Origin of the sequence: Bacillus sp. Root131 (genome assembly GCF_001429475.1) — a bacterium.
Classification (GTDB): domain Bacteria; phylum Bacillota; class Bacilli; order Bacillales; family Bacillaceae_G; genus Bacillus_A; species Bacillus_A thuringiensis_S.
The window spans coordinates 139159-160688 of the sequence record NZ_LMJQ01000006.1; the positions used below are offsets into that span (position 1 = coordinate 139159).

Consider the following 21530-nt stretch of genomic DNA (forward strand, 5'->3'; position numbering starts at 1 on the left):
ATATACATAAATGAGGAGCTATTTGTTTCAAGGAGAAAGGGTTGGTGGTATGGAACGCGTGCTGATAATAGGTGCACTTACGTTTGTAGGTTATCACCTTGTGAATAAAATGATCGCAGAAGAAGTAGAAGTGTATGGTCTTGATTTTGATGAATTCAATAGTATGACCAAAATTAATGAAGAGAAGTTATTGTTAATTGGGCGAAATGCGTTATTTACGTATTATTCGATAAGAGATGAAGATGGATGGAGATTAGTAGAGGAAGAGAGATTCGATACTGTTTACTTTTGCTTATATGAGCCAAATCAGCAATGTGGATTTCGGAATGAAAGAGTCATATTACAATATTTAAAGCGAATTATAAGAATGTGTGAAGAACAAAAATTGAAGTTAAATTTAATTTCTTCTATTGAAGTAGGTAGTACAGATGAATCGGAAAATAAGCGCATATTTTTGAAAGTAGAAGAAGGATTGAAAAAAGGGGATTTACAATATAGTGTATTTCGAGTTCCTACATTATATGGACCGTGGCAACCGTCTTTTATGATGTATCATCAGCTCATTTTATCAGAACTGGATGAGAAAGAGTGCTATTATGCGAGTGAGGAAAACGGAAGTGATCTACTGTACGTGGAAGATGTATGTGAATACTTATGGGAAAATGGAATGAACGAGCAGCATCTCGGTATATACAATTTGCTTAGTGGTAAAAAGTCATTATGGAAAAAAGGTATGAACCTTTTACGCGCGGATGATAAAGTAAATAAAAATAATAACGAAGTAAGAGATGAGGCTATCGAGGTAATTTCGATAAAAAGAAATACTCCGTTAGAATACGGTTTAAATAAGCAACTGGCACACATGAAAAAATATAAAGAGTTATACGAAGGGTAGCACGCGTGTTACACTATTGTATGTGAAAGTTTTAATGGAGAGGAAGAGTATAATATGAACGAAAAAAGCATGCAGTTTTTACAAATCGCAATGAAGCATTTACCAGAAGCAAAGGCCATTTTAGATGATAATGGAATTGCGCTTGATATGGAGAAAGCACAACCAGTATTAGAGTTATTGATGAAAGTTATGAACGAAGCATATGAGCTTGGGAAAGCAGATCAACAATAAAACCCTTTCTTTTTGAGGAGAAAGAGGCTCGAACCGTCGAGAGAAGCGGTTCGAGCCTTTTTATATTTCAAAAGAAACAGGGAAGGTATGTTTCTGTTTCTTTTAATAAACAATAAAGTGAATAATGCCTAGCTTTATGTTTTAGCTGAAATATATTCTAGACAAAAATACATTTATGTTTTAAAATTAGTACCAAGTCATAATAATTGATATAAAACGGAGGGCTGCGATGTGAACGTGGGCATTTTAGGGATCGGAAGATATGTGCCGGAAAAAGTAGTCACAAATCACGATTTAGAGAAGATAATGGATACATCCGATGAATGGATTCGTACGAGAACGGGAATTGCCGAAAGACGCATTGCCGATGATACAATAGATACTTCGTATATGGCCGTAGAGGCTGCTAAAAAAGCACTTGAAGATGCAGGGGTTAGCGGAGAAGATATCGATCTTATTTTGGTGGCGACAGTAACACCAGATCGTGCGTTTCCAGCAGTAGCTTGTGTCATTCAAGAAGCGATTGGAGCGAAACATGCAGCTGCAATGGATGTAGGTGCAGCATGTGCTGGTTTTATGTACGGAATGATTACAGCGCAGCAATTTATTCAAACGGGAACTTATAAAAATGTATTAGTAGTTGGTAGTGATAAACTATCTAAAATTGTAGACTGGAATGATCGAAATACAGCGGTACTATTTGGAGACGGAGCCGGTGCTATCGTAATGGGAGCTGTTTCAGAAGGAAGAGGCGTTCTATCTTTCGAATTAGGAGCAGACGGAAGTGGCGGTAAGCATCTTTATCAAGACGAGTATGTTATGATGAATGGCAGAGAAGTGTTTAAATTTGCCGTTCGTCAACTTGGTGAATCTTGTCTTCGCGTGCTGGATAAAGCTGGTCTTACGAAAGAGGATGTGGATTTCTTAGTACCGCATCAAGCGAACATTCGTATTATGGAATCTGCAAGAGAGAGATTAAATTTACCACAAGAAAAAATGAGTATGACAATTGAAAAGTTTGGTAATACATCAGCTTCTTCAATTCCAATTGCAATGGTAGAGGAATTGCAAAATGGACGTATTCAAGATGGTGATTTAATTATACTTGTTGGTTTTGGCGGCGGATTAACATGGGGAGCAGTTGCTCTTCGTTGGGGTAAATAAGGACTGAGAGAAAAAAAGGAGTGTATTTTGTATGGAAAAAAAGAGGGTCGTAATTACAGGGCTAGGAGCTGTTACACCGATCGGTACAGATGTTGAAACAGCGTGGGAAAACATTAAAAAAGGTGTATCTGGAATCGGACGACTTACAAGAATTGATCCGGAACTATTTCCAGCAAAAGTAGCAGCAGAAATTAACGACTTTGAAGTCGAGAAATATATTGATAAAAAAGAAGCGCGCCGTATGGATCGCTTTACACAATATGCAGTAGCAGCAGCGAAAATGGCAGTTGCAGATGCAAAGCTTGAAATTACAGAAGAAAACGGACCTCGAATTGGTGTATGGATTGGATCTGGTATTGGCGGTATGGAGACATACGAAGAACAATTTAAGATTTTTACTGAGAAAGGTCCGCGCCGTGTGAGCCCATTCTTCGTGCCGATGATGATCCCAGATATGGCAGCAGGTCAAGTATCAATCGCAACAGGAGCGAAAGGAATTAACACTTGCTCTGTAACGGCTTGTGCATCTGGTGCAAACTCAATTGGTGATGCATTTAAAGCAATTCAGCGTGGTGATGCTGATGCAATGATAACAGGCGGAGCTGAAGCGCCGTTAACAAGTATGGCATTCGCAGGATTTAGCTCAGCGAAAGCATTAACATTTAATGAAGACCCAGCAACGGCTTGCCGTCCATTTGATAAAAACCGTAGCGGTTTCGTAATGGGTGAAGGTTCAGGTATTTTAATTCTTGAAGAATTAGAGCACGCATTAGCTCGTGGTGCTCACATTTATGCGGAAATCGCTGGTTACGGTGCAACTGGTGATGCATTCCATATTACAATGCCGGCTCCTGGTGGTGAAGGCGGCGTGCGTGCAATGCGTCAAGCTTTAGCAGATGCAGGTCTACAGCCAGAAGATATTGATTACATTAATGCGCACGGTACAAGTACGGATGCGAATGAAAAGTATGAAACGATGGCAATTAAAGAAACGTTCGGTGAGCACGCGTACAAAGTAGCAATTAGCTCAACGAAATCAATGACAGGTCACTTATTAGGAGCAGCTGGTGCTGTTGAAGCGATCTTCTCAATTAAATCAATTACAGACGGAGTAATCCCTCCAACAATTAACTATGAAACACCAGATCCAGAATGTGACTTAGATTACGTACCGAATCAAGCGAGACAACAAGAAGTAAATGCAGTATTAAGTAACTCACTAGGATTCGGTGGTCATAACGCAGTATTAGTATTTAAATCGTATAAATAATAGATGAAATAAGGAGTTTTTTCGTAGCATATTACGAAAAAACTCCTTATTTATTTTTACGTCTTTTTCTCTTGTAGCATATACATAAGAAAAAAGGAGGGATAAAGATGGGGGTTATTGAAACAGCTGAATGGCTACATTTATATTATGGACGGCCAGAAAAACTTTGTGAGAAATTTACGAAGTATATTCCGTTGCCAAAAGAAAGGTTGTATCGCTTTTTAATTTCAAAAGGGATGTATCGTCCGGTCATGCATGGGGAAAAGGAAATTAAAGAATTAGAGGAAAAGGAAATTTGGAAAGAGTTGAGCTTGGAGTATGATAAATTGAAAAATTGGTTGAAAGGTCCGGATGTCCCTGTCTTTATTTTATTATCAGATTCCTATAATCGAACTGTACAAGAAGAGTATAACGGTAGGGCTGGATTATCTATGCGTCATGTTATTTTCTTATTTGTATGTGGACGGAATTCGGTGGAAGAATTAAAGGTGTTATTGGCGCATGAATATCATCACATATGCAGGTTACATCAAATTGAGACGAAAGAAACAGAATATACATTACTTGATACGATGATTATGGAAGGGCTAGCTGAGCAAGCGGTAACGGAAAGATATTCAGAAAAAAACAATGCACCGTGGACGATGTATCTTTCAAAAGAAGAGGCTATTTATTATTGGAAAAATGTTGTACATGAAAGAATAAGTATAAAACGAGGAACAAGGGAGCACGACATCTTATTAAATGGATTTCACTCTTATCCAAAGATGCTTGGCTATGCGCTTGGATTTCATATTGTCAAAGATTGTGTAACATTGGAAGGAGAAGATACACTTTCTTTATTATCTATAGATGCAAAAGAAATATTGAATAAAGCAAATACATTTCATATATAAAAAAACAGGAGCTCTATTTCCTGTTTTTTTAGTATTAATAGAAGAAAAAATAATAATTAGAATATATTTCCTTAGGTGGAATAAAGTTAAGAAAAATTGAACATAATGATTGATACAAACAGTAGTGAAGTGAGGGGTAGTGAATGTTATATCTACATGATGTATGGGTAAATTGGTTTGAAGGTGAAGAGAATGGGTATAACGTTTGTCATTTTTACGAATGGCGGAAAGATGATACGATTGAGCTATTAGATCAAGTGCCATTATTAAAAGTAGATGCCACATTATATCATTACATCGAGGACGAATTGTTAGAGCTTCCGCAAAAATTGTTGGAAGACGTACATCATAAGGCTTATATTCGTAAAAATCATGAACGTTTGCAGCAAGAGTATTGCTTTGTTGTTACAGATGGAAAAGGAATTATTGCGATTGATACAATTGGTTACAATGTACCTATTCGTAAAAGCAGACTTATACCACGGCAAGAGCAGATGGTATATGAGATGGTAGAAAACGTACAAGCAGAAAAGTATGAGTTCCAAGTAGAAGAAACAGAAAAAGAACACCACATTTTATCACCATCGCCTTTCATTATGAATGGCTTGACTCGTAAAGAAAGACAACTAAAACAATTATTATTTATGGCGTTAGATCAATTACATACAACGAAAAATACAGCGGAAATTCGCTATTGGTACACAGAGTGGGATCCGTCAGCATATGGAACGGTCCAACATATGGAATTTGAAGATATTTGGGCAAGACTATATGATGAAGCGAAATCAGGCTGGTCTGAGAAGCACGAACAATTATGCGAGCGCCTTGTAAAAGGACAGCCGTTTTTTGAAAAGTTATGGGAAATGGAAAATGAGCAAAAGGTAAATTAAAAAACCGCCAATTGGCGGTTTTTTAATTTGGTGAAATCCAGCTCCAGCGGCAAGAATGTTCGGTGGCTTCGCGCCTTCCTGCGAGGCAAAAAGCGCCTTTACGTCAGGAGCTCCATCCCCCTCACATTCTAAACGAGCCGCTTCCACTTTATATGTAATTTAGCTCCGGCTCCTAGCCCTTCGCGTCTAAGAACCTTCCCCACGAGAAGGTAAAAAGCACCTTCTGTGGGAAAGAACTTTAGCCGTCAGGGCTAAGCAGTCGCCTCCGCTTTTTATGTTACCTACGTTTTCTGCTTAGTCCCATTGCGTTTTCTACTTTGCGTAGTTGTTTGAATGCAACGCGGTTTGCTTTTTCGGCACCTTTGTCTAGAATTTCGTCTAGTTCTGGGGAGCTGATTAGTTCGTTATATTTGTCTTGGATTGGGCGAATTGCTTCTACGACTACTTGTGCTAAGTCGCCTTTGAAGTCGCCGTATCCTTTTCCTTCGTACATTGCTTCTATCTCTTCAACTGTTTTTCCTGAGAATGAAGAGTAAATTGTTAATAGGTTAGAGATTCCAGGTTTATTTTCTTTATCGAATTTCACGATACCTTCTGAATCTGTTACAGCACTTTTAATTTTCTTATCAATTGTTTTTGGTTCATCAAGCATACTGATCATTGATTTTGGATTCGGATCAGATTTACTCATTTTTTTCGTAGGTTCGGTTAATGACATAACGCGAGCTCCTACTTTTGGAATACGAATTTCAGGAACTATGAACACTTCACGGAAGCGTTTGTTGAAACGCTCTGCTAGATCACGTGTTAATTCCATATGTTGTTTTTGGTCATCACCAACAGGTACGATTTCTGTGTTATAAAGTAAAATATCAGCAGCCATTAATGGTGGATACGTAAGTAATCCAGCTGGAACTGAATCTCTACCTGAAGCTTTATCTTTATATTGTGTCATACGCTCTAATTCTCCAACGTAAGCAACAGATTGCATGATCCATCCTAGTTGAGCGTGTGCAGGTACTTCTGATTGTACAAATAAAGTAGCTTTTTCAGGATCGATGCCGCATGCTACATAAAGTGCAGCAAGACTACGAATGTTTTTGCGAAGTTGTATAGGATCTTGAGGTACTGTAATGGCATGTTGGTTTACAATACAGAAATAGCAATCGTGTTCGTTTTGAAGCTCTGTAAATTGCTTCATAGCCCCTAAATAGTTTCCAAGTGTAATCGTTCCGCTTGGCTGAATACCAGAAAAGATAACTGACATAATTATTTCCTCCTAAATTTGAATGCGTGATAGGGAAGAGAAGGCAAACAAAAAAGCCCATTCATCCCAAAAAACTATAGGGACGAATGGACCGCGGTACCACCCTAATTATTTCACTACTGTGAAATCTCTCTAATCCATAGTAACGTCTGGATATAACGCCAAGGCCTACTACTTTCGGTTCGGTTTGGTGCTCAAAAGCCCATTCCATACTGTACAATTACTTGTTCACACCGACCACAAGCTCTCTGAAATTGCATCAATATGTACTCTTCTTTATCATCGCATACATATAAATTTATTTATTGTTACTTGAGCTCTTTTAATATGAAAGAACTAAAGTTTTATAACAAAATGTTTTGCTAATTATTATATCATATGGGATAGTGTTTGCAAACTACATCAAAATAGTAAAGCTAATGAGGGTCGAGAACAACCCAAGAACGATACCTGTAATACAAATTGGATATGTCCATTTGAATGAATATGTTTTATAAATACGTTCTTTCTTATCTGTAGGTTCCTCGACTTCTTCAATTAAAGAGTCAATCTTTTTGTTCGTGCCAAATACTCTCTGGAAAGCGTAAAGAGTTACATTGAAAAATCCATTTTGAAATATGAATAAAAAACCACCTATCAGAATAAAAAATAGCGCGATATAAAACGAGATGTTGACAAAGTTCAACAAAAATTGAGATGAAATGAGGAATGCACCAATACTAGAAGCAATCATCGCTATAAAAATTAGTATACAAGTATGAAAAAAAACTTTATTCAAAATATTCCCCTCCGTCAAAATATTACTAGAATTATTATACTATAAAAGCTATAATAAGTACTAGAAATAATTTTTTGAAAATTATACACAATTAAAGGTCTGATTTTAAGATGATGGTAGCAATGTTAACGTATCCCTTTACGAAAAATTAAAAATATAAACATTTTATTAAAAATTTTAACAAAAAAACAAAAAACTATATTCACAATCGTCGTATTATATGTATAATGAAAATTGTAGAAACTTGGAGATTATTCTTTCAATTCTACTTTTTAACAAGTGAGGGTACAGGAAGTGCAATTAGGGGAGGCAACACAACATGAAGAAAAAGATACCGTTATTACTTGCATCAACTTTAACTGCAAGTATGTTGCTTGGCGCGTGTAGCTACCAAAAAGATGATGCAAAAGCAAAAGGGAAAGAGAACGCTATGAGTAGTAGTAACGGAAAACAGATTCTTAATTTAACAGAGTTATCTGAAATTCCGTCAATGGATGCATCATTAGCATCTGACTCTTCATCTTCTACAGCATTAAATAATACGATGGAAGGTTTATATCGTATTGGCAAAGATCAAAAGAGAATGCCTGGCGTTGCAGAAGATGTCGAAAAGCTAGATGATGGGAAGAAATACATATTTAAATTAAGAAAAGATGCGAAATGGTCAAATGGGGAACCTGTAACAGCTAAAGACTTTGTGTATTCATGGAAAAGAGCCGTAAATCCAGATACAAAAGCAACGTATTCGTACATTATGTTCGATATTAAAAATGCAGAGAAAATTCATAAAAAAGAATTACCTGCTGACCAATTAGGTGTAAAAGCGATTGACGATTATACATTAGAAGTGGAATTAGACAATCCCGTTCCTTACTTTATCGATTTAACAGTTTATCCAGTATTTTACCCGCTAAATGAAAACTTTGTAAAAGCACAAGGTGATAAGTTTGGTTTAGAGGCAAATACAACATTATATAACGGTCCATTCGTTATGAGTGATTGGAAACATGAACAAAGTTTCCAATTCAAGAAGAATCCTTCATATTGGGATAATAAAACGGTTAAAATCGAAGAAATCAACTTTAATATTGTAAAAAATACAGCAACTGATGTAAATTTATATGAGACAAACGCGATTGATCGTGCGGCTTTAACGTCTGAATTTGTTGATAAGTTTAGACAAAGCCCAGAGTTCCAAACAAGAAAAGAAGCAGGGGTTGCTTACTTAAGATTTAATCAAAGTAATCAGTACTTAAGTAATAAAAACTTAAGAAAAGCAATTTCAATGTCCTTTGACCGTGATAACATTGCGAAAGTTATTTTAAATAACGGTGCAATTGGAGCTTACGGATTTGTTGGAAAAGATTTCGCTGAAGGTCCGAATAAAAAAGATTTCCGAGCTGAAAATGGAAAGCTAGTTGAAACAAATCCAAAAGAAGCGAAAAAGCTTTGGGAAACAGCGAAGAAAGAGCTTGGAACTGATAAAATCGAACTAGAATTCTTAAACTTTGATAATGAAGATGCTAAAAAAGTTGGTGAATTCTTAAAAGGTGAGATAGAAAAGAACTTACCAGGTTTATCAATTAAAATTAAACAGCAACCATTCGCACAAAAAAATAAATTAGAAGATTCTCAGCAATATGATATTGCGTTTGGTATTTGGGGACCAGATTTCCCAGATCCAATCTCATATTTAGATATGTTTGTTACGAATGGTTCTCAAAATAAAACAGGGTATTCTAATCAGAAGTATGATGAGTTAATCCTAAAAGCTAAAACAGATACAAAAGATTTACAAGCTCGCTGGAACAACCTTCTAGAAGTAGAGAAGATGTTAATTAAAGAAGATGCAGTTATCACTCCAATCTTCCAAAAAGGTTCAGCGTATGTAGTAAAAGGTGCCGTAAAAGATATTATCCCAATTAACTATGGTGGTAAATTAACTTACAAATGGGCATCTGTTGAACAAAAATAATCTTTTTTTTCCATCGTTTACAAGGGTATATGCCTATGATGGGCATATGCTCTTATTTTAAAAAAATAAAAGTAAGAATATTTTAAACTATCTTATTGCTTTTGAGAAAAACGGGGAGGTGCTTGACTATGGGACGTTATGTATTAAAACGTTTCGTGTACATGGCTTTGACATTATTTTTAATTACTACACTGACTTTCTTTTTGATGAAATTACTTCCGGGTTCTCCGCTTAAAAACCAGGAGAAGCTATCACCGGCACAAAAAGAAATCATTCTTGAAAAATACGGATTAAATGATCCGGTACCAGTTCAATACGCACGTTACTTAGGTAACTTAGCAAAAGGTGATTTAGGGGTATCATTCCAATATGATAACCGCCCAGTAACAGACATGATTGTGGATCGTATTGGACCATCAGCCCAATTAGGTTTACAAGCGATTATATTAGGGACATTTATCGGTTTAATTTTAGGTATTGTTGCCGCACTTCGTAATAATACGTGGGTGGATTATAGTGCAACAGTTATTTCGGTACTCGGAATGTCGGTACCATCATTCGTATTCGCCGCATTACTACAATATTTCGTAGGGGTAAAACTTGGTTGGTTCCCGGTAGCATTCTGGAAAGGACCAGAGTTTACTGTAATGCCTACAATTGCATTATCGATGGGAGTTATCGCAACAATCGCACGTTTCTCTCGTGCAGAATTAATTGAAGTTATGCAGTCAGACTATATTTTAACAGCGAAAGCAAAAGGAATTAGTCAAGGCGTTATCATTGTAAAACACGCACTTCGTAACGCGTTAATTCCAGTTGTAACAATTTTAGGACCAATGGTTGCGGCATTAATTACAGGAACACTTGTTATCGAGCAAATTTATGCTGTACCAGGACTTGGGGAACAATTCGTTAAATCGATTACTTTAAATGACTATACAGTTATTATGGGAACTACGATTTTCTATAGTGCAATCTTCATTTTAGTTATTTTCATTGTCGATATTTTATACGGAATTATTGATCCTCGTATTCGTTTAGCGGGAGGGAAAAAATGATGAAAGATGTACAAAAATTATCTCCAGATTTATTTCAACAAGCCAATCAAAATAATGTTGATAATGAAGTCATTGCCCGTCCAAGCTTAACGTTTTGGCAAGATGTAAGAAGACGTTTGTTCCAACATAAAGGTGCGATGCTTGGCCTTGTATTATTAGTAATCATTGCGCTATTAGCGATTTTTGGACCGATGGTAAGTAAACACTCGTATAAAGAGCAAGATTTAGGTCGTGCGAAATTACCACCAAAAATTCCAGTTATTGAAAATGTTCATTGGTTACCATTTGACGGTACAGATCAATATGGTGTTGACCAATATGAAAAACGTGATATTAAAGAGTACTTCTGGTTTGGTACAGATGATCTTGGCCGTGACTTATGGACAAGAACATGGGAAGGTACACGCGTATCATTATATATCGCTCTTTTAGCAGCAGCAATTGACTTAGTAATTGGGGTTGCATACGGAGGTATTTCAGCATTCTACGGCGGTAGAGTAGATAATATTATGCAACGTATTATGGAGATTATTAACGGTATTCCATACTTAATCATCGTTATTTTAATGGTAATCATTATGGGATCTGGTATTTGGTCAATTACACTCGCGATGGCGATTACGGGTTGGATAGGGATGTCGCGGATTGTTCGTGGACAAATCCTAAAGTTAAAAAACCAAGAATATGTATTAGCATCTCGTACATTAGGTGCAACAAATACACAATTAATTGTGAAACATTTAATTCCAAACGTAATGGGACCTATTATCGTAATGACAATGTTCACAATTCCATCAGCGGTGTTTGGTGAAGCGTTCTTAAGTTTCATTGGTTTAGGAATTCAGCCACCATTCGCGTCACTTGGTTCTCTTGTAAATGATGGTTATAAATCTATTCAAACGTATCCACACATGATGTTCATCCCTGCGGTTGTCATCAGTATGTTAATTCTAGCATTCAACTTAATGGCAGATGGATTACGCGATGCGTTAGATCCAAAAATGCGTAAGTAAATGAGGAGGGAGAAGTAAAAATGAAAACATTGTTAGAGGTAAAAGATTTACAAGTCTCCTTTGATACACATGCAGGTGAAGTACAAGCAGTGCGCGGAGTTACTTTTGATTTGAAAAAAGGGGAAACATTAGCGATTGTAGGAGAGTCTGGTTCTGGGAAATCAGTTACTTCTAAAGCGCTAATGGGGTTAATCCCAAATCCTCCAGGCCGTATTAAAAATGGAGAGATTGTATTTGACGGTCGTGATTTAACGAAATTAACGGAAAAAGAAATGCAGCAAGTTCGTGGTAAAGATATCGCGATGATTTTCCAAGATCCAATGACATCATTAAATCCAACGATGACAATTGGGAATCAAATTATGGAAGGTCTTATTAAACACCAAGGGATGAGTAGAGGAGACGCACGTAAAGTTGCGTTAGAATTAATCGACCTTGTAGGTATTCCAAATCCAGAAGCACGTTTAAAACAATATCCTCACCAATTCTCAGGTGGTATGAGACAGCGTGTAGTTATTGCGATGGCGTTAGCTTGTAACCCGAAATTATTAATTGCCGATGAGCCGACAACAGCGCTAGACGTTACGATTCAGGCACAAATTTTAGAACTTATGAAAGACATTCAGCAAAAAACAGAAGCGGCAATTATTTTCATTACGCATGACTTAGGTGTAGTAGCAAACGTTGCTGACCGAGTGGCAGTTATGTATGCTGGTAAAGTTGTTGAAATTGGAACTGTAGATGAAATTTTCTATAATCCGAAACATCCATATACTTGGGGCTTAATCGCATCTATGCCAAGTTTAGATGGTTCAGAGGAAGAGTTATACGCAATTCCTGGAACGCCTCCGGATTTATTGAAGCCGCCAAAGGGTGATGCTTTTGCACCACGTAACCCACAGGCGCTGAAAATTGATTTTGAAATGGAACCGCCTTTATTTAAAGTAAGTGATACACACTATGCGGCAACTTGGTTACTTCACGAGCAAGCTCCAGAAGTAAAACCGCCGGCAGTTGTTGAAAAACGTATTCTTCAAATGAAAGCAGGTGAACAACATGACTAAACAACGTGAGAAATTAATTGAAGTAAAAAATGTAAAGCAGCACTTCGACGTGAGTGGTGGTGTTGTCAAAGCGGTTAATGATATTTCATTTGATATTTACCGCGGAGAAACATTTGGTCTTGTAGGAGAATCAGGTTGTGGTAAATCAACAACTGGAAGAACGATTATTCGTTTATATGATGCAACTGCTGGTGAAGTATTATTCGATGGTGAAAACGTACATGGTAAGAAATCACGCACAGAATTGAAGAAATTCAACCGTAAAATGCAAATGATTTTCCAAGATCCATACGCATCACTAAATCCTCGTATGACAGTAGGGGATATTATCGCAGAAGGTATTGATATTCACGGATTAGCGAAAAGTAAAAAAGAGCGCATGGACCGTGTTCATGAACTACTAAACACAGTTGGTTTAAATAAAGAGCACGCAAACCGTTTCCCACACGAATTCTCAGGTGGACAACGTCAGCGTATCGGTATCGCTCGAGCGCTTGCTGTAGAACCAGAATTTATCATTGCCGATGAGCCGATCTCAGCACTTGACGTATCGATTCAGGCGCAAGTTGTAAACTTACTGAAAAAGTTACAAAAAGAAAAAGGCTTAACATACTTATTCATTGCCCATGATTTATCGATGGTAAAATACATTAGTGACCGCATCGGCGTAATGTACCGTGGTCAAATTGTAGAACTGACAACAAGTGAAGAGTTATATGCGAATCCAGTTCATCCATATACGAAATCACTATTATCAGCAATTCCGCTACCAGATCCAGATTATGAGCGTAATCGTAAACGTATCGTATACGATCCATCGCAGCATGATTACGGTAGCGAAGTGCCAACAATGCGTGAAATTCGTCCAGGACATTTCGTACTATGTTCTGAAGCAGAGTATAAGAAATATAAAGAAATCTATCAATAAAAAAGAGCCATTCTTCCATTGCGGAAGGAGGGCTCTTTTTTCTACTATATAAAATTACTAAACTTGAACAGAAATACTCTCTTCTTGTTCTTCAGGTTTAACTAGTGCGTAACGTTCCCAAGCTCTACTTTTCCAGCGGAAGAACATAATAATGGCACGTGTCCATTCGTCGATGGCGATCGCTAGCCAAATACCCACGAGCCCCATATCTAAATGAAAGGCGAAAAAGTAACCTAGTGGTAAACTCATTAACACCATAGAAAATGCACCGATTAAAACAGGATATTTTGCATCACCAGCTGCACGAAGCGAATTAATGATGACGATGTTCATCGTACGTCCCGTTTCAAGTAGTACACTTAGTAAAAGAACACTTGCGCCTAACCCGATAATGTGCGGATTATCTGTAAACAGTCCCATTAATTGTGTACGGAATGTAATAACGAGAGCGACCATACATAAAGTTACACCTATCGCCCATTTTACACTTTTCCACAAACGTTCGTATGCTTCATCCTTTTCGCCACCACCAACAAGGCGGCCAATAATAATGGCTGTTCCCATACCAATCGCAATTGCAAATAAATAAGTGAACATGGAAATGTTAGTAGCGTATTGTCTAGCAGCTAATGATTCCGTTCCTAAGTACGTTGCGTAATAAAGGAAGACGATTTGACAAGCTTGATACATCACTTGTTCAAATGCAGATGGAATGCCGATTTTTAAAATTTTTCCAATGTATTCTTTGGATAAAGTGAAGTAATATTGTAATTTCACACGATATTCCATAACGCGATATAGTAACCAGAAGAAAACAATAAGTGCGATCAATCGACTGATAGCGGAAGAAATTGCAGCCCCTTGTACACCGAGCTCAGGGAAACCAAATTTCCCGAAAATGAGTACGTAGTTTCCAGCGATATGAATAATATTCATTCCGAGTGAAATAAACATCGCTTGCTTTGTAAAACCGTGTACACGGATAATTGCGGCTAATGAGTTAATGATAGCTTGCAGGAAGATTGCCCCTCCGACGATAGATAAGTAGTTTTGCGCATACGTTAGTACATCGCCTTGTAAGTTCATTGCGAGCATCATATGTTTCGAAAATAAAAGAAAACCAGCGCTTATAACGAGCCCAACTATTAAATTTAATGTGACGGCTAATGCTGATATTTTAGATGCTTCCATAAAGCGTCTGGAACCGAGGTATTGAGATACAACGATAGCAGCGCCGTTCCCGATGACTTCTAATACCAAAATCGCAATATGGAGATATTGATTCGCTGCACCAACCCCAGATACAGCATCGTCTGATAATGCACTTAACATGAAAGTATCAGCGATCCCCATCAACATAAAAAGAAAAACTTCTAGAAAAATAGGCCATGTTAATAAGAATAAACTTAATTTTTCTGTCGGCCCATTTTTTGCCTGAATTGCTGTCATGTCCGTCCCCTCTTTACCGATATCTATTTTTAGCAAAATGTATCGTAACATACTTTCTTATCCTTTGCACTCATTTTAGCCTATATATTTTTAATATGAAGGGCCTGCTATTTTATGTTGAAAAGGGTGGGATAATTATACATAAAATATTATAAAATATAAAATTTATTTTTCTCTGATAATTTAGAAAAATATAAAAATAATTATTTTTGGCACTTTAGTAAGGAAAATAGACAATATAAAACGTTTACAAAGATATATTTTTTAACAGAAAATTTTAATGAAATAGAAATATAAATATACAAAAAATATATTTGTGTGTATAATATGAATTATTAGAACATATATATATTTCTTTCTGTTTGAAAATGAAAGGGCTAACATTTTTTGGAGGGTGGAAGTATGAAAAAAAAGATACCAGTTTTTGTAGTATCAACAGTAGCAATGAGCATGATATTAGGGGCATGTAGCTACCAAAAAGATGAACCGCAAGCAAACGCAAAAGGGGATAGCGGGAAAAGCGGTGCGAAGCAAGTTCTTAATTTAATTGAAACACAAGAAATTCCAACGATGGACCCAGCATTATCAGCTGACGCAGTTTCTTCAAAAGTAATGAACAACACGATGGAAGGTCTATACCGCCTTGGAAAAGATGATAAGTTAGTTCCAGGTGTAGCAAAAGAATTTAAAAAGTCAGAAGACGGTAAAAAATATACATTTAAATTACGTGAAGACGCGAAATGGTCAAACGGTGAGCCTTTAACGGCGAAAGATTTTGTATACGCATGGCAAAGAGCAATCAACCCAGACACAGCTGCGAAATCAGCATACATTATGTATGATATAAAAAATGCAGAGAAAATTAATAAAAAAGAGATGAGTCCTGATCAATTAGGTGTAAAAGCAATTGATGATTACACATTAGAAGTAGAATTAGACAATTCTATTCCATATCTTGTAGATTTAATGGTATATCCAATCTTTTATCCTGTAAATGAGAAATTTGTGAAAGAGCAAGGTGCGAAGTTTGGTTTGGAAGCGAACACAACGCTTTACAACGGACCATTTACATTAAGTGATTGGCAACATGAACGCAGTTTTAAAATGACAAAGAGCTCATCATATTGGGACAATAAAGAAGTGAAGCTTGAAGAAGTAAACTTTAATATTGTAAAAGATACATCTACGCCAATTAACTTATATGAAACAAATGCAATCGATCGAGCGACGTTATTAGCAGAGTTCATCGATAAATATAAAGGAAAACCAGATTTCAAAACAGTAGAAGAGACATCTGTATTTTTCCTACGCTTAAATCAAAAAGATCCAGCTTTAGCAAATAAAAATATTCGTAAAGCAATTTCCCTTGCTTTTGATCGTAAGCCGTTCGTTGATACATTATTAAATAACGGTTCTAAGCCAGCAACAGGATTAATTCCTGATAACTTCATTAAAGGTCCGGATAAAAAGGATTTCCGTGCTGAAAATGGTGATATTGTAAAACCAAATGTGAAAGAAGCAAAAAAATATTGGGAAGCTGGTACAAAAGAGCTTGGAAAAAATGAAATTGAATTAGAGTTATTAAATGAAGATGTTGAATTATCTAAGAAAACTGGTGAATATTTAAAAGGTGAACTGGAAAAGAATTTACCAGGCTTAACAGTGAAAATTAAACAACAACCATTCGCACAAAAGTTGAAATTAGAAGATGCGGGTGATTATGTCATGTCATTCTCTGGATGGGGGGCAGACTTCCCAGATCCGATCACATATCTTGATATGTTTGTAACAGATGGGTCACAAAATAAGATGAAGTACTCTAATCCGAAATACGATGAAATCATTATGAAAGCGAAAAAAGATGGAAGCGATGTAAATGCTCGCTGGAAAAACTTACTTGAGGCAGAAAAAATGTTACTTGATGACGCTGCGATTGTTCCAGTATACCAACGTGGTAGAGCATACTTACAAAGAGAAACAATTAAAGATATGTACAACCATAAATATGGCCCTGATGTGAGCTTCAAATGGGCATCCGTAGGGAAATAAAAAAAGCAGGCTAACCACCTGCTTTTTTTAATACGTGCGTTTCTTATAAATGCCTTTTCCGCCAACTTGATTCCAGCCGGATTGTACATCCAAACTTTTGTTAACAAACTTCATTTTTTCTTTTCCGCCAAAGAGCTTTTCGCCAATGCTATTTGTAATGACACCAATCAATGCTGTTATTCCGATGATGAGGGCAGCAACCGTAATAAAATCAACAAAAAAAGCAATCATTTGCAAACTCCCCCTTTGCCTGTCTGTATGTTTATTGTATGAGATAAAAAATAAAAAAGAAAGAAATGTCAGAAAAAAATAATTTACTTTAGAAATCGTGTGGACAGGAGGGAGAATATTTGTTAAAATAAGAACAAATGTTCCTTTTCATTCTCATTTGTATAGTCTTACATTTCTTAATTGATTTATCAGGAAAAAGTAAGAAAACGTTCTCTTTTTCATAGGGAAGATTATAGATAAATAACTATATATTATATGAAAAATCTAGGGGAAATGAGTATTGAAAGGGTTGAAAGTTATTGTTCAAGTACAGATAAATTGAGCGTAATCATGTTACATAGCAGTGGAATACACGGAAGAGTTTTCTCAACTAGCAGGAAATTTACTGTATATTTCTTGCAAAATCTATTGTATAATGATTATAGAAGTTACTTATTAAAAGTAATTGTTGTTTATTATAAGTTGTTGCTTACATGAAATGCGATTTTTGTACTTTTCAATAAGACAAGTTATCGCGAAAAATTGCTGAAGTTAGAAATTAAAACTGTATTTAGTACAGAATTTGTACTCTTTAAGGAGAGTGAGCTTTGTATGGTAACATTATATAGTTCTCCAAGCTGTACGTCTTGTAGAAAGGCGAAATTATGGCTAGAGGAAAATCATATTCCCTATACAGAACGTAATATTTTCTCAGATCCATTAACAATTGAGGAAATTAAAGAGATTTTACGTATGACAGAAAGCGGAACGGATGAGATTATTTCTACTCGTTCGAAAGTTTTCCAAGAATTGAATGTAAACTTAGAATCTTTACCACTTCAAGATTTATATAAGATGATTCGTGACTATCCAGGGATTTTACGTCGTCCAATTATGATTGACGAGAAACGCCTTCAAGTTGGTTACAACGAAGACGAAATTCGCCGTTTCTTACCACGTACAGTAAGAACGTTCCAATTACGTGAAGCACAACGTCTTGTAAATTAATTATAATAATATGAAAACCTTCTACCTATTATATAGTAGAAGGTTTTTTTTAATGTTTCACATTGCGTAATCGAACTTGTTGTACGATAAAGCCGATGCATAAAATAGTGAAAATGAACAAATAAGGAATGCTTGCAGTGAAACTTGGGTTGTTATGAAAAAAGGTGGCAAGTCTGTCTTCATGTGTAACCATTTTTCCTGCAGTATAGGCAAGAATCGCTGCACCGCAATAAATGAGGAATGGAAATCGTTCCATAAGTATTAAAATAAGTTTGCTGCCCCAAATAATAATAGGGATAGAAATGAGTAAGCCAATTATGACGAGTAAAAATCTCCCGTGAGCTGCACCTGCAATGGCAATAACATTATCAAACCCCATAACGAGATCCGCGAAAACAATTGTCCGCACAGCTTGGAATAAAGTTGTTTTTCCTTGAATAGCAGAAAGATCGTTGTTATTATCAGTTAATAAATTGACTGCAATTAATGTAAGTAAAACCCCGCCAATCAGTTGTAGAAATGGAATGTCGAGTAAATAGACAGCTAATATAGTAAGGGCAATTCTTAGTACGATTGCTAAAAGAGTACCAATCAAAATAGCTTTATTTCGTTTCGATTCAGGTAAATTTCGGCTAGCTAGTGCGATGACAATTGCATTGTCACCACCTAATACAACATCGATACCGACAATCATTAGTACGGATGTTAAAAACTCTAAGTCCATTCGTCTGCCTCCATTTATGATGTTTTAATAAGCGAACTGTATGTATGTGATGAAGAAAGTTGTTGTTAAATAATCTCTTCCAATAGAAGTTTCACTTTATTAAAGTGTACGGGGGAATGTGGAAATGTATGTCCAAATTTTTTGTAAGTAAGAAATCGCTATAATAATATATTTATGTAGTTGATCGAGTAAAGATAGGCATATAACTATTTTTGTAAAATAAATCGATTTTATTTCCATTCTGGAGAATCTTATCATAAAATGAGAGTACAAGAATCTATTGATTTGTCATATGAGTGGGGAATCCCTTCATAACAATTCTAAGCAGGAAGGGAGAGTTGTATTTTGGATATTGAAAGAATTAATGATCATACGATGAAATTTTTTATTACGTACATTGATATAGAGGATAGAGGATTTAATCGTGAAGAAATTTGGTATGATCGCGAACGAAGTGAAGAGCTCTTTTGGGAGATGATGGACGAAGCTCGTGATCATGACGATTTCTTTATTGATGGGCCGTTATGGATTCAAGTGCAAGCAGTCGATAAAGGGATTGAAGTACTTGTCACGAAAGCAGAGCTTTCAAAGGACGGACAAAAGCTGGAACTACCGATAGGGGTAGACAAAATTATAGATATTCCTCTAGATGAAGGCATCGAATCATTATTCCAACAAGAGTTAGTCGAAGAGGTAGAAGAACAAACAGGAACAAACTTTAATGAAGATGGTACGTTTGGCTTTTTAATTAAATTTAATGATTTTGAAGATGTCATTTCATTAAGTCATCGTCTTATCTTTGAAGATATAAAAGATGAGCTGTATTCATTTGAGAACCGCTATTATGTATATGTGGAATTCGATGAAGTGCTACATGATGAAGAAGAAATCGATCGTATTTTAAGTATTATTTTAGAATATGGGGAAGAATCAACTTTAACAATTCATCGTGTAAGTGAGTATGGAAAACAAATTGTGAAAGAGCATGCGCTTGAAACGATTCGCAATAATTTTCCTGCTAAAACGTAGGCCGATTTCTGTAGTATGAAATCGGCTTTTTATATGAAGAATAGGAAAGCTTTCTTAGTTAGGAGGTAAGAGATGAAAAATACGTTAAAGCTGATTTTCTTTATCCTGCTATTGTTCGCATTATTTGTTTCGTTACGTATGTTTATTGATGTAGCATTTTATTCAGATGTGATTGGGATAAAAGATGTTTCGATTTTAGGTATTATTAGTATTTTATTTACAGTATCTGCGTTTTTAATTGGTTGCGTTATTTTCTTAGAAAATCGCCATCCATCTAAAACACTTACATGGTTAATTGTGTTAGGGATTTTTCCGGTATTTGGCTTCTTTGCTTATTTATTATTTGGACAAAATTTTCGGAGAAAAAGAATGTTTCAAAAGAAGGCGTTACTTGATGAACAGGCGTTTTTACAATATAAAGGGCATGAAGATTACGAAGAAAGAATTTTACGCAATCATAAGCATCAAGAGCTGTTATTTCGTTTAGCGGATCGCTTAGGCGCTTTAAATATTTCATTTCAAACTGAAACGAGGACATTAACAAATGGAGATGAAACGTTTCAGGCCATTTTAGATGGATTAAAACGAGCAAAACATCACATTCATATGGAATATTACATTGTGCGTGATGATAAATTAGGAACAGAAATTAAAGATATTTTAATACAAAAATCAAAAGAAGGCGTTGTTGTTCGTTTTTTATATGATGCGGTTGGAAGTTTTAAGTTATCAAAATCGTATATTGAAGAATTAAACGATGCAGGTGTTGAAATGATTCCGTTTTTTCCTGTGCGCTTTCCGATTTTAAACGATAAGATTAATTATCGAAATCATAGGAAAATTGTTGTGATTGATGGGAACGAAGGGTTTGTAGGCGGATTAAATATCGGTGATGAGTATTTAGGGAAAAGTAAATATTTTGGCTTTTGGCGAGACACGCATTTGTATTTACGTGGTGAAGCGGTTCAAAGTTTACAGCTTATTTTCCTTCAAGATTGGTTTTATATGACTGGAGAGGCTGTGCTAGCTCCTGAATATTTACAAGCAAAAGCAGTTGAGGGTGATCATTGGGGAGGCGTGCAGCTCGTTGCAGGCGGCCCTGATAATAAGTGGGAAACGATTAAGCATTTATATTTCGCAATGATCGCTTCTGCTCGGAAATCTATTTGGATTGCAACGCCGTATTTCATTCCGGATGATGATATTTTATCCGCATTAAAGGTAGCTGCGCTTGCTGGTATTGATGTTCGTTTGTTAATGCCGAGTAAGCCTGATAAGCGTACTGTCTTTTACGCATCGAGATCGTACTTCCCAGAGCTTTTAGATGCAGGGGTAAAGATATATGAGTATGAAAAAGGTTTTCTCCATAGTAAAGTTGTCATTGTCGATTCTGATTTAGCTTCAATTGGGACAGCTAATATGGATATGAGAAGTTTTCATTTGAATTTTGAAGTAAATGCCTTTTTATATGATACAGATAGCATTAAAAGACTTGTTCAAGACTTTAAAGATGATTTAGAAGAATCAAGTGAAATTCATGTCGATCATTTTCATAAAAGGCGTCTTCATAGACGAATTGTTGAATCAACGTACCGGTTATTATCCCCTTTATTATAAAAAGAGATGTCCGAA

General features: G+C 36.1%; 20 protein-coding genes and 1 other annotated feature. Of the genes, 15 read left to right on the plus strand and 5 right to left on the minus strand.

Annotated features, from left to right (window positions below):
- The first annotated feature begins 22 nt into the window (after nucleotides 1–22).
- The 6 genes from ASE54_RS18065 (at nucleotide 23) to ASE54_RS18090 (ending at nucleotide 5346) form a co-directional block, all read left to right on the plus strand.
- A complete protein-coding gene (locus ASE54_RS18065; protein WP_000486171.1) occupies nucleotides 23–895 on the plus strand; it encodes an NAD(P)-dependent oxidoreductase in 873 nt (290 codons plus the stop codon).
- 54 nt (nucleotides 896–949) lie between these two features.
- Nucleotides 950–1126 (plus strand): ComZ family protein, encoded by a 177-nt coding sequence (locus tag ASE54_RS18070; RefSeq protein WP_001003335.1) that lies wholly within the window; start codon nucleotides 950–952, stop codon nucleotides 1124–1126.
- Between the two features lie 231 nt (nucleotides 1127–1357).
- Complete coding sequence (gene fabH, locus ASE54_RS18075) at nucleotides 1358–2290, plus strand: beta-ketoacyl-ACP synthase III (protein ID WP_001100533.1); 933 nt, start codon at nucleotides 1358–1360, stop codon at nucleotides 2288–2290.
- Between the two features lie 31 nt (nucleotides 2291–2321).
- Nucleotides 2322–3560, plus strand: a complete 1239-nt coding sequence (fabF, locus tag ASE54_RS18080) for a beta-ketoacyl-ACP synthase II (RefSeq protein ID WP_000412645.1) — start codon at nucleotides 2322–2324, stop codon at nucleotides 3558–3560.
- A gap of 107 nt (nucleotides 3561–3667) precedes the next feature.
- Nucleotides 3668–4456 carry a DUF2268 domain-containing putative Zn-dependent protease gene (locus ASE54_RS18085; RefSeq protein WP_000538198.1) on the plus strand — a complete coding sequence of 263 codons (789 nt, stop codon included), beginning with the start codon at nucleotides 3668–3670 and terminating at the stop codon, nucleotides 4454–4456.
- Between the two features lie 143 nt (nucleotides 4457–4599).
- Nucleotides 4600–5346, plus strand: a complete 747-nt coding sequence (locus ASE54_RS18090; RefSeq protein ID WP_000966119.1) for a YjbA family protein — start codon at nucleotides 4600–4602, stop codon at nucleotides 5344–5346.
- Nucleotides 5347–5623: 277 nt separating this feature from the next.
- On the opposite strand, the gene trpS is transcribed toward ASE54_RS18090, so the two are convergent.
- Both trpS and ASE54_RS18105 read right to left on the minus strand, forming a co-directional pair.
- The gene (trpS, locus tag ASE54_RS18100) at nucleotides 5624–6613 is read right to left on the minus strand and encodes a tryptophan--tRNA ligase (RefSeq protein WP_000110977.1); all 990 of its coding nucleotides are present in this window, start codon (nucleotides 6611–6613) and stop codon (nucleotides 5624–5626) included.
- Between the two features lie 75 nt (nucleotides 6614–6688).
- Nucleotides 6689–6905 (minus strand) — a binding site (T-box leader).
- A gap of 105 nt (nucleotides 6906–7010) precedes the next feature.
- Entirely contained in the window at nucleotides 7011–7391 is a 381-nt protein-coding gene (locus ASE54_RS18105; RefSeq protein WP_001045002.1) for a DUF3899 domain-containing protein, read from the minus strand.
- 319 nt (nucleotides 7392–7710) lie between these two features.
- On the opposite strand from ASE54_RS18105, the gene ASE54_RS18110 reads away from it, so the two are divergent.
- The 5 genes from ASE54_RS18110 (at nucleotide 7711) to ASE54_RS18130 (ending at nucleotide 13429) form a co-directional block, all read left to right on the plus strand.
- Nucleotides 7711–9366: a peptide ABC transporter substrate-binding protein gene (locus tag ASE54_RS18110; RefSeq protein ID WP_000727206.1), complete on the plus strand. Its 1656-nt coding sequence runs from the start codon at nucleotides 7711–7713 to the stop codon at nucleotides 9364–9366.
- A gap of 128 nt (nucleotides 9367–9494) precedes the next feature.
- Nucleotides 9495–10424 (plus strand): oligopeptide ABC transporter permease, encoded by a 930-nt coding sequence (gene opp3b / locus ASE54_RS18115; RefSeq protein ID WP_000534168.1) that lies wholly within the window; start codon nucleotides 9495–9497, stop codon nucleotides 10422–10424.
- Nucleotides 10421–11437, plus strand: a complete 1017-nt coding sequence (opp3C, locus tag ASE54_RS18120) for an oligopeptide ABC transporter permease (RefSeq protein WP_000974107.1) — start codon at nucleotides 10421–10423, stop codon at nucleotides 11435–11437. Before opp3b ends, opp3C begins: the two co-directional genes overlap by 4 nt.
- Nucleotides 11438–11457: 20 nt before the next feature.
- Complete coding sequence (locus ASE54_RS18125) at nucleotides 11458–12501, plus strand: ABC transporter ATP-binding protein (protein ID WP_000854341.1); 1044 nt, start codon at nucleotides 11458–11460, stop codon at nucleotides 12499–12501.
- A complete protein-coding gene (locus ASE54_RS18130; protein ID WP_000166354.1) occupies nucleotides 12494–13429 on the plus strand; it encodes an ATP-binding cassette domain-containing protein in 936 nt (311 codons plus the stop codon). Before ASE54_RS18125 ends, ASE54_RS18130 begins: the two co-directional genes overlap by 8 nt.
- A 57-nt stretch (nucleotides 13430–13486) precedes the next feature.
- Here the strand turns inward: ASE54_RS18130 and ASE54_RS18135 are convergent, their stop codons facing one another.
- Nucleotides 13487–14929 carry an MATE family efflux transporter gene (locus ASE54_RS18135; protein WP_003309213.1) on the minus strand — a complete coding sequence of 481 codons (1443 nt, stop codon included), beginning with the start codon at nucleotides 14927–14929 and terminating at the stop codon, nucleotides 13487–13489.
- 351 nt (nucleotides 14930–15280) lie between these two features.
- Between ASE54_RS18135 and ASE54_RS18140 the strand changes: the two genes are divergently transcribed.
- Nucleotides 15281–16927 (plus strand): peptide ABC transporter substrate-binding protein, encoded by a 1647-nt coding sequence (locus ASE54_RS18140; RefSeq protein ID WP_000727253.1) that lies wholly within the window; start codon nucleotides 15281–15283, stop codon nucleotides 16925–16927.
- A gap of 27 nt (nucleotides 16928–16954) precedes the next feature.
- On the opposite strand, the gene ASE54_RS18145 is transcribed toward ASE54_RS18140, so the two are convergent.
- Nucleotides 16955–17158 (minus strand): hypothetical protein, encoded by a 204-nt coding sequence (locus ASE54_RS18145; protein WP_000559983.1) that lies wholly within the window; start codon nucleotides 17156–17158, stop codon nucleotides 16955–16957.
- Nucleotides 17159–17749: 591 nt separating this feature from the next.
- Here ASE54_RS18145 and spx point away from each other — a divergent pair.
- On the plus strand, nucleotides 17750–18145 hold the full coding sequence (gene spx / locus ASE54_RS18150) for a transcriptional regulator Spx (protein WP_000258267.1): 396 nt from the start codon (nucleotides 17750–17752) through the stop codon (nucleotides 18143–18145).
- Nucleotides 18146–18194: 49 nt separating this feature from the next.
- On the opposite strand, the gene ASE54_RS18155 is transcribed toward spx, so the two are convergent.
- Nucleotides 18195–18869: a TerC family protein gene (locus ASE54_RS18155; protein WP_000362600.1), complete on the minus strand. Its 675-nt coding sequence runs from the start codon at nucleotides 18867–18869 to the stop codon at nucleotides 18195–18197.
- A 345-nt stretch (nucleotides 18870–19214) separates the two neighbouring features.
- Between ASE54_RS18155 and mecA the strand changes: the two genes are divergently transcribed.
- On the plus strand, nucleotides 19215–19898 hold the full coding sequence (gene mecA, locus ASE54_RS18160; RefSeq protein ID WP_000350716.1) for an adaptor protein MecA: 684 nt from the start codon (nucleotides 19215–19217) through the stop codon (nucleotides 19896–19898).
- 72 nt (nucleotides 19899–19970) lie between these two features.
- The gene (locus tag ASE54_RS18165; RefSeq protein WP_000799189.1) at nucleotides 19971–21515 is read left to right on the plus strand and encodes a cardiolipin synthase; all 1545 of its coding nucleotides are present in this window, start codon (nucleotides 19971–19973) and stop codon (nucleotides 21513–21515) included.
- Nucleotides 21516–21530: the final 15 nt, after the last annotated feature.

What these genes read in the sequence shown, in the direction of transcription:
- ASE54_RS18070 (WP_001003335.1), top strand. Translation starts at nt 950, where the DNA reads ATGAACGAAAAAAGCATGCAGTTTTTACAAATCGCAATGAAGCATTTA.
- fabF (WP_000412645.1), top strand. Translation starts at nt 2,322, where the DNA reads ATGGAAAAAAAGAGGGTCGTAATTACAGGGCTAGGAGCTGTTACACCG.
- ASE54_RS18085 (WP_000538198.1), top strand. Translation starts at nt 3,668, where the DNA reads ATGGGGGTTATTGAAACAGCTGAATGGCTACATTTATATTATGGACGG.
- ASE54_RS18090 (WP_000966119.1), top strand. Translation starts at nt 4,600, where the DNA reads ATGTTATATCTACATGATGTATGGGTAAATTGGTTTGAAGGTGAAGAG.
- trpS (WP_000110977.1), bottom strand. Translation starts at nt 6,613, where the DNA reads ATGTCAGTTATCTTTTCTGGTATTCAGCCAAGCGGAACGATTACACTT.
- ASE54_RS18110 (WP_000727206.1), top strand. Translation starts at nt 7,711, where the DNA reads ATGAAGAAAAAGATACCGTTATTACTTGCATCAACTTTAACTGCAAGT.
- opp3b (WP_000534168.1), top strand. Translation starts at nt 9,495, where the DNA reads ATGGGACGTTATGTATTAAAACGTTTCGTGTACATGGCTTTGACATTA.
- opp3C (WP_000974107.1), top strand. Translation starts at nt 10,421, where the DNA reads ATGATGAAAGATGTACAAAAATTATCTCCAGATTTATTTCAACAAGCC.
- ASE54_RS18125 (WP_000854341.1), top strand. Translation starts at nt 11,458, where the DNA reads ATGAAAACATTGTTAGAGGTAAAAGATTTACAAGTCTCCTTTGATACA.
- ASE54_RS18130 (WP_000166354.1), top strand. Translation starts at nt 12,494, where the DNA reads ATGACTAAACAACGTGAGAAATTAATTGAAGTAAAAAATGTAAAGCAG.
- ASE54_RS18135 (WP_003309213.1), bottom strand. Translation starts at nt 14,929, where the DNA reads ATGTTACGATACATTTTGCTAAAAATAGATATCGGTAAAGAGGGGACG.
- ASE54_RS18140 (WP_000727253.1), top strand. Translation starts at nt 15,281, where the DNA reads ATGAAAAAAAAGATACCAGTTTTTGTAGTATCAACAGTAGCAATGAGC.
- ASE54_RS18145 (WP_000559983.1), bottom strand. Translation starts at nt 17,158, where the DNA reads ATGATTGCTTTTTTTGTTGATTTTATTACGGTTGCTGCCCTCATCATC.
- spx (WP_000258267.1), top strand. Translation starts at nt 17,750, where the DNA reads ATGGTAACATTATATAGTTCTCCAAGCTGTACGTCTTGTAGAAAGGCG.
- ASE54_RS18155 (WP_000362600.1), bottom strand. Translation starts at nt 18,869, where the DNA reads ATGGACTTAGAGTTTTTAACATCCGTACTAATGATTGTCGGTATCGAT.
- ASE54_RS18165 (WP_000799189.1), top strand. Translation starts at nt 19,971, where the DNA reads ATGAAAAATACGTTAAAGCTGATTTTCTTTATCCTGCTATTGTTCGCA.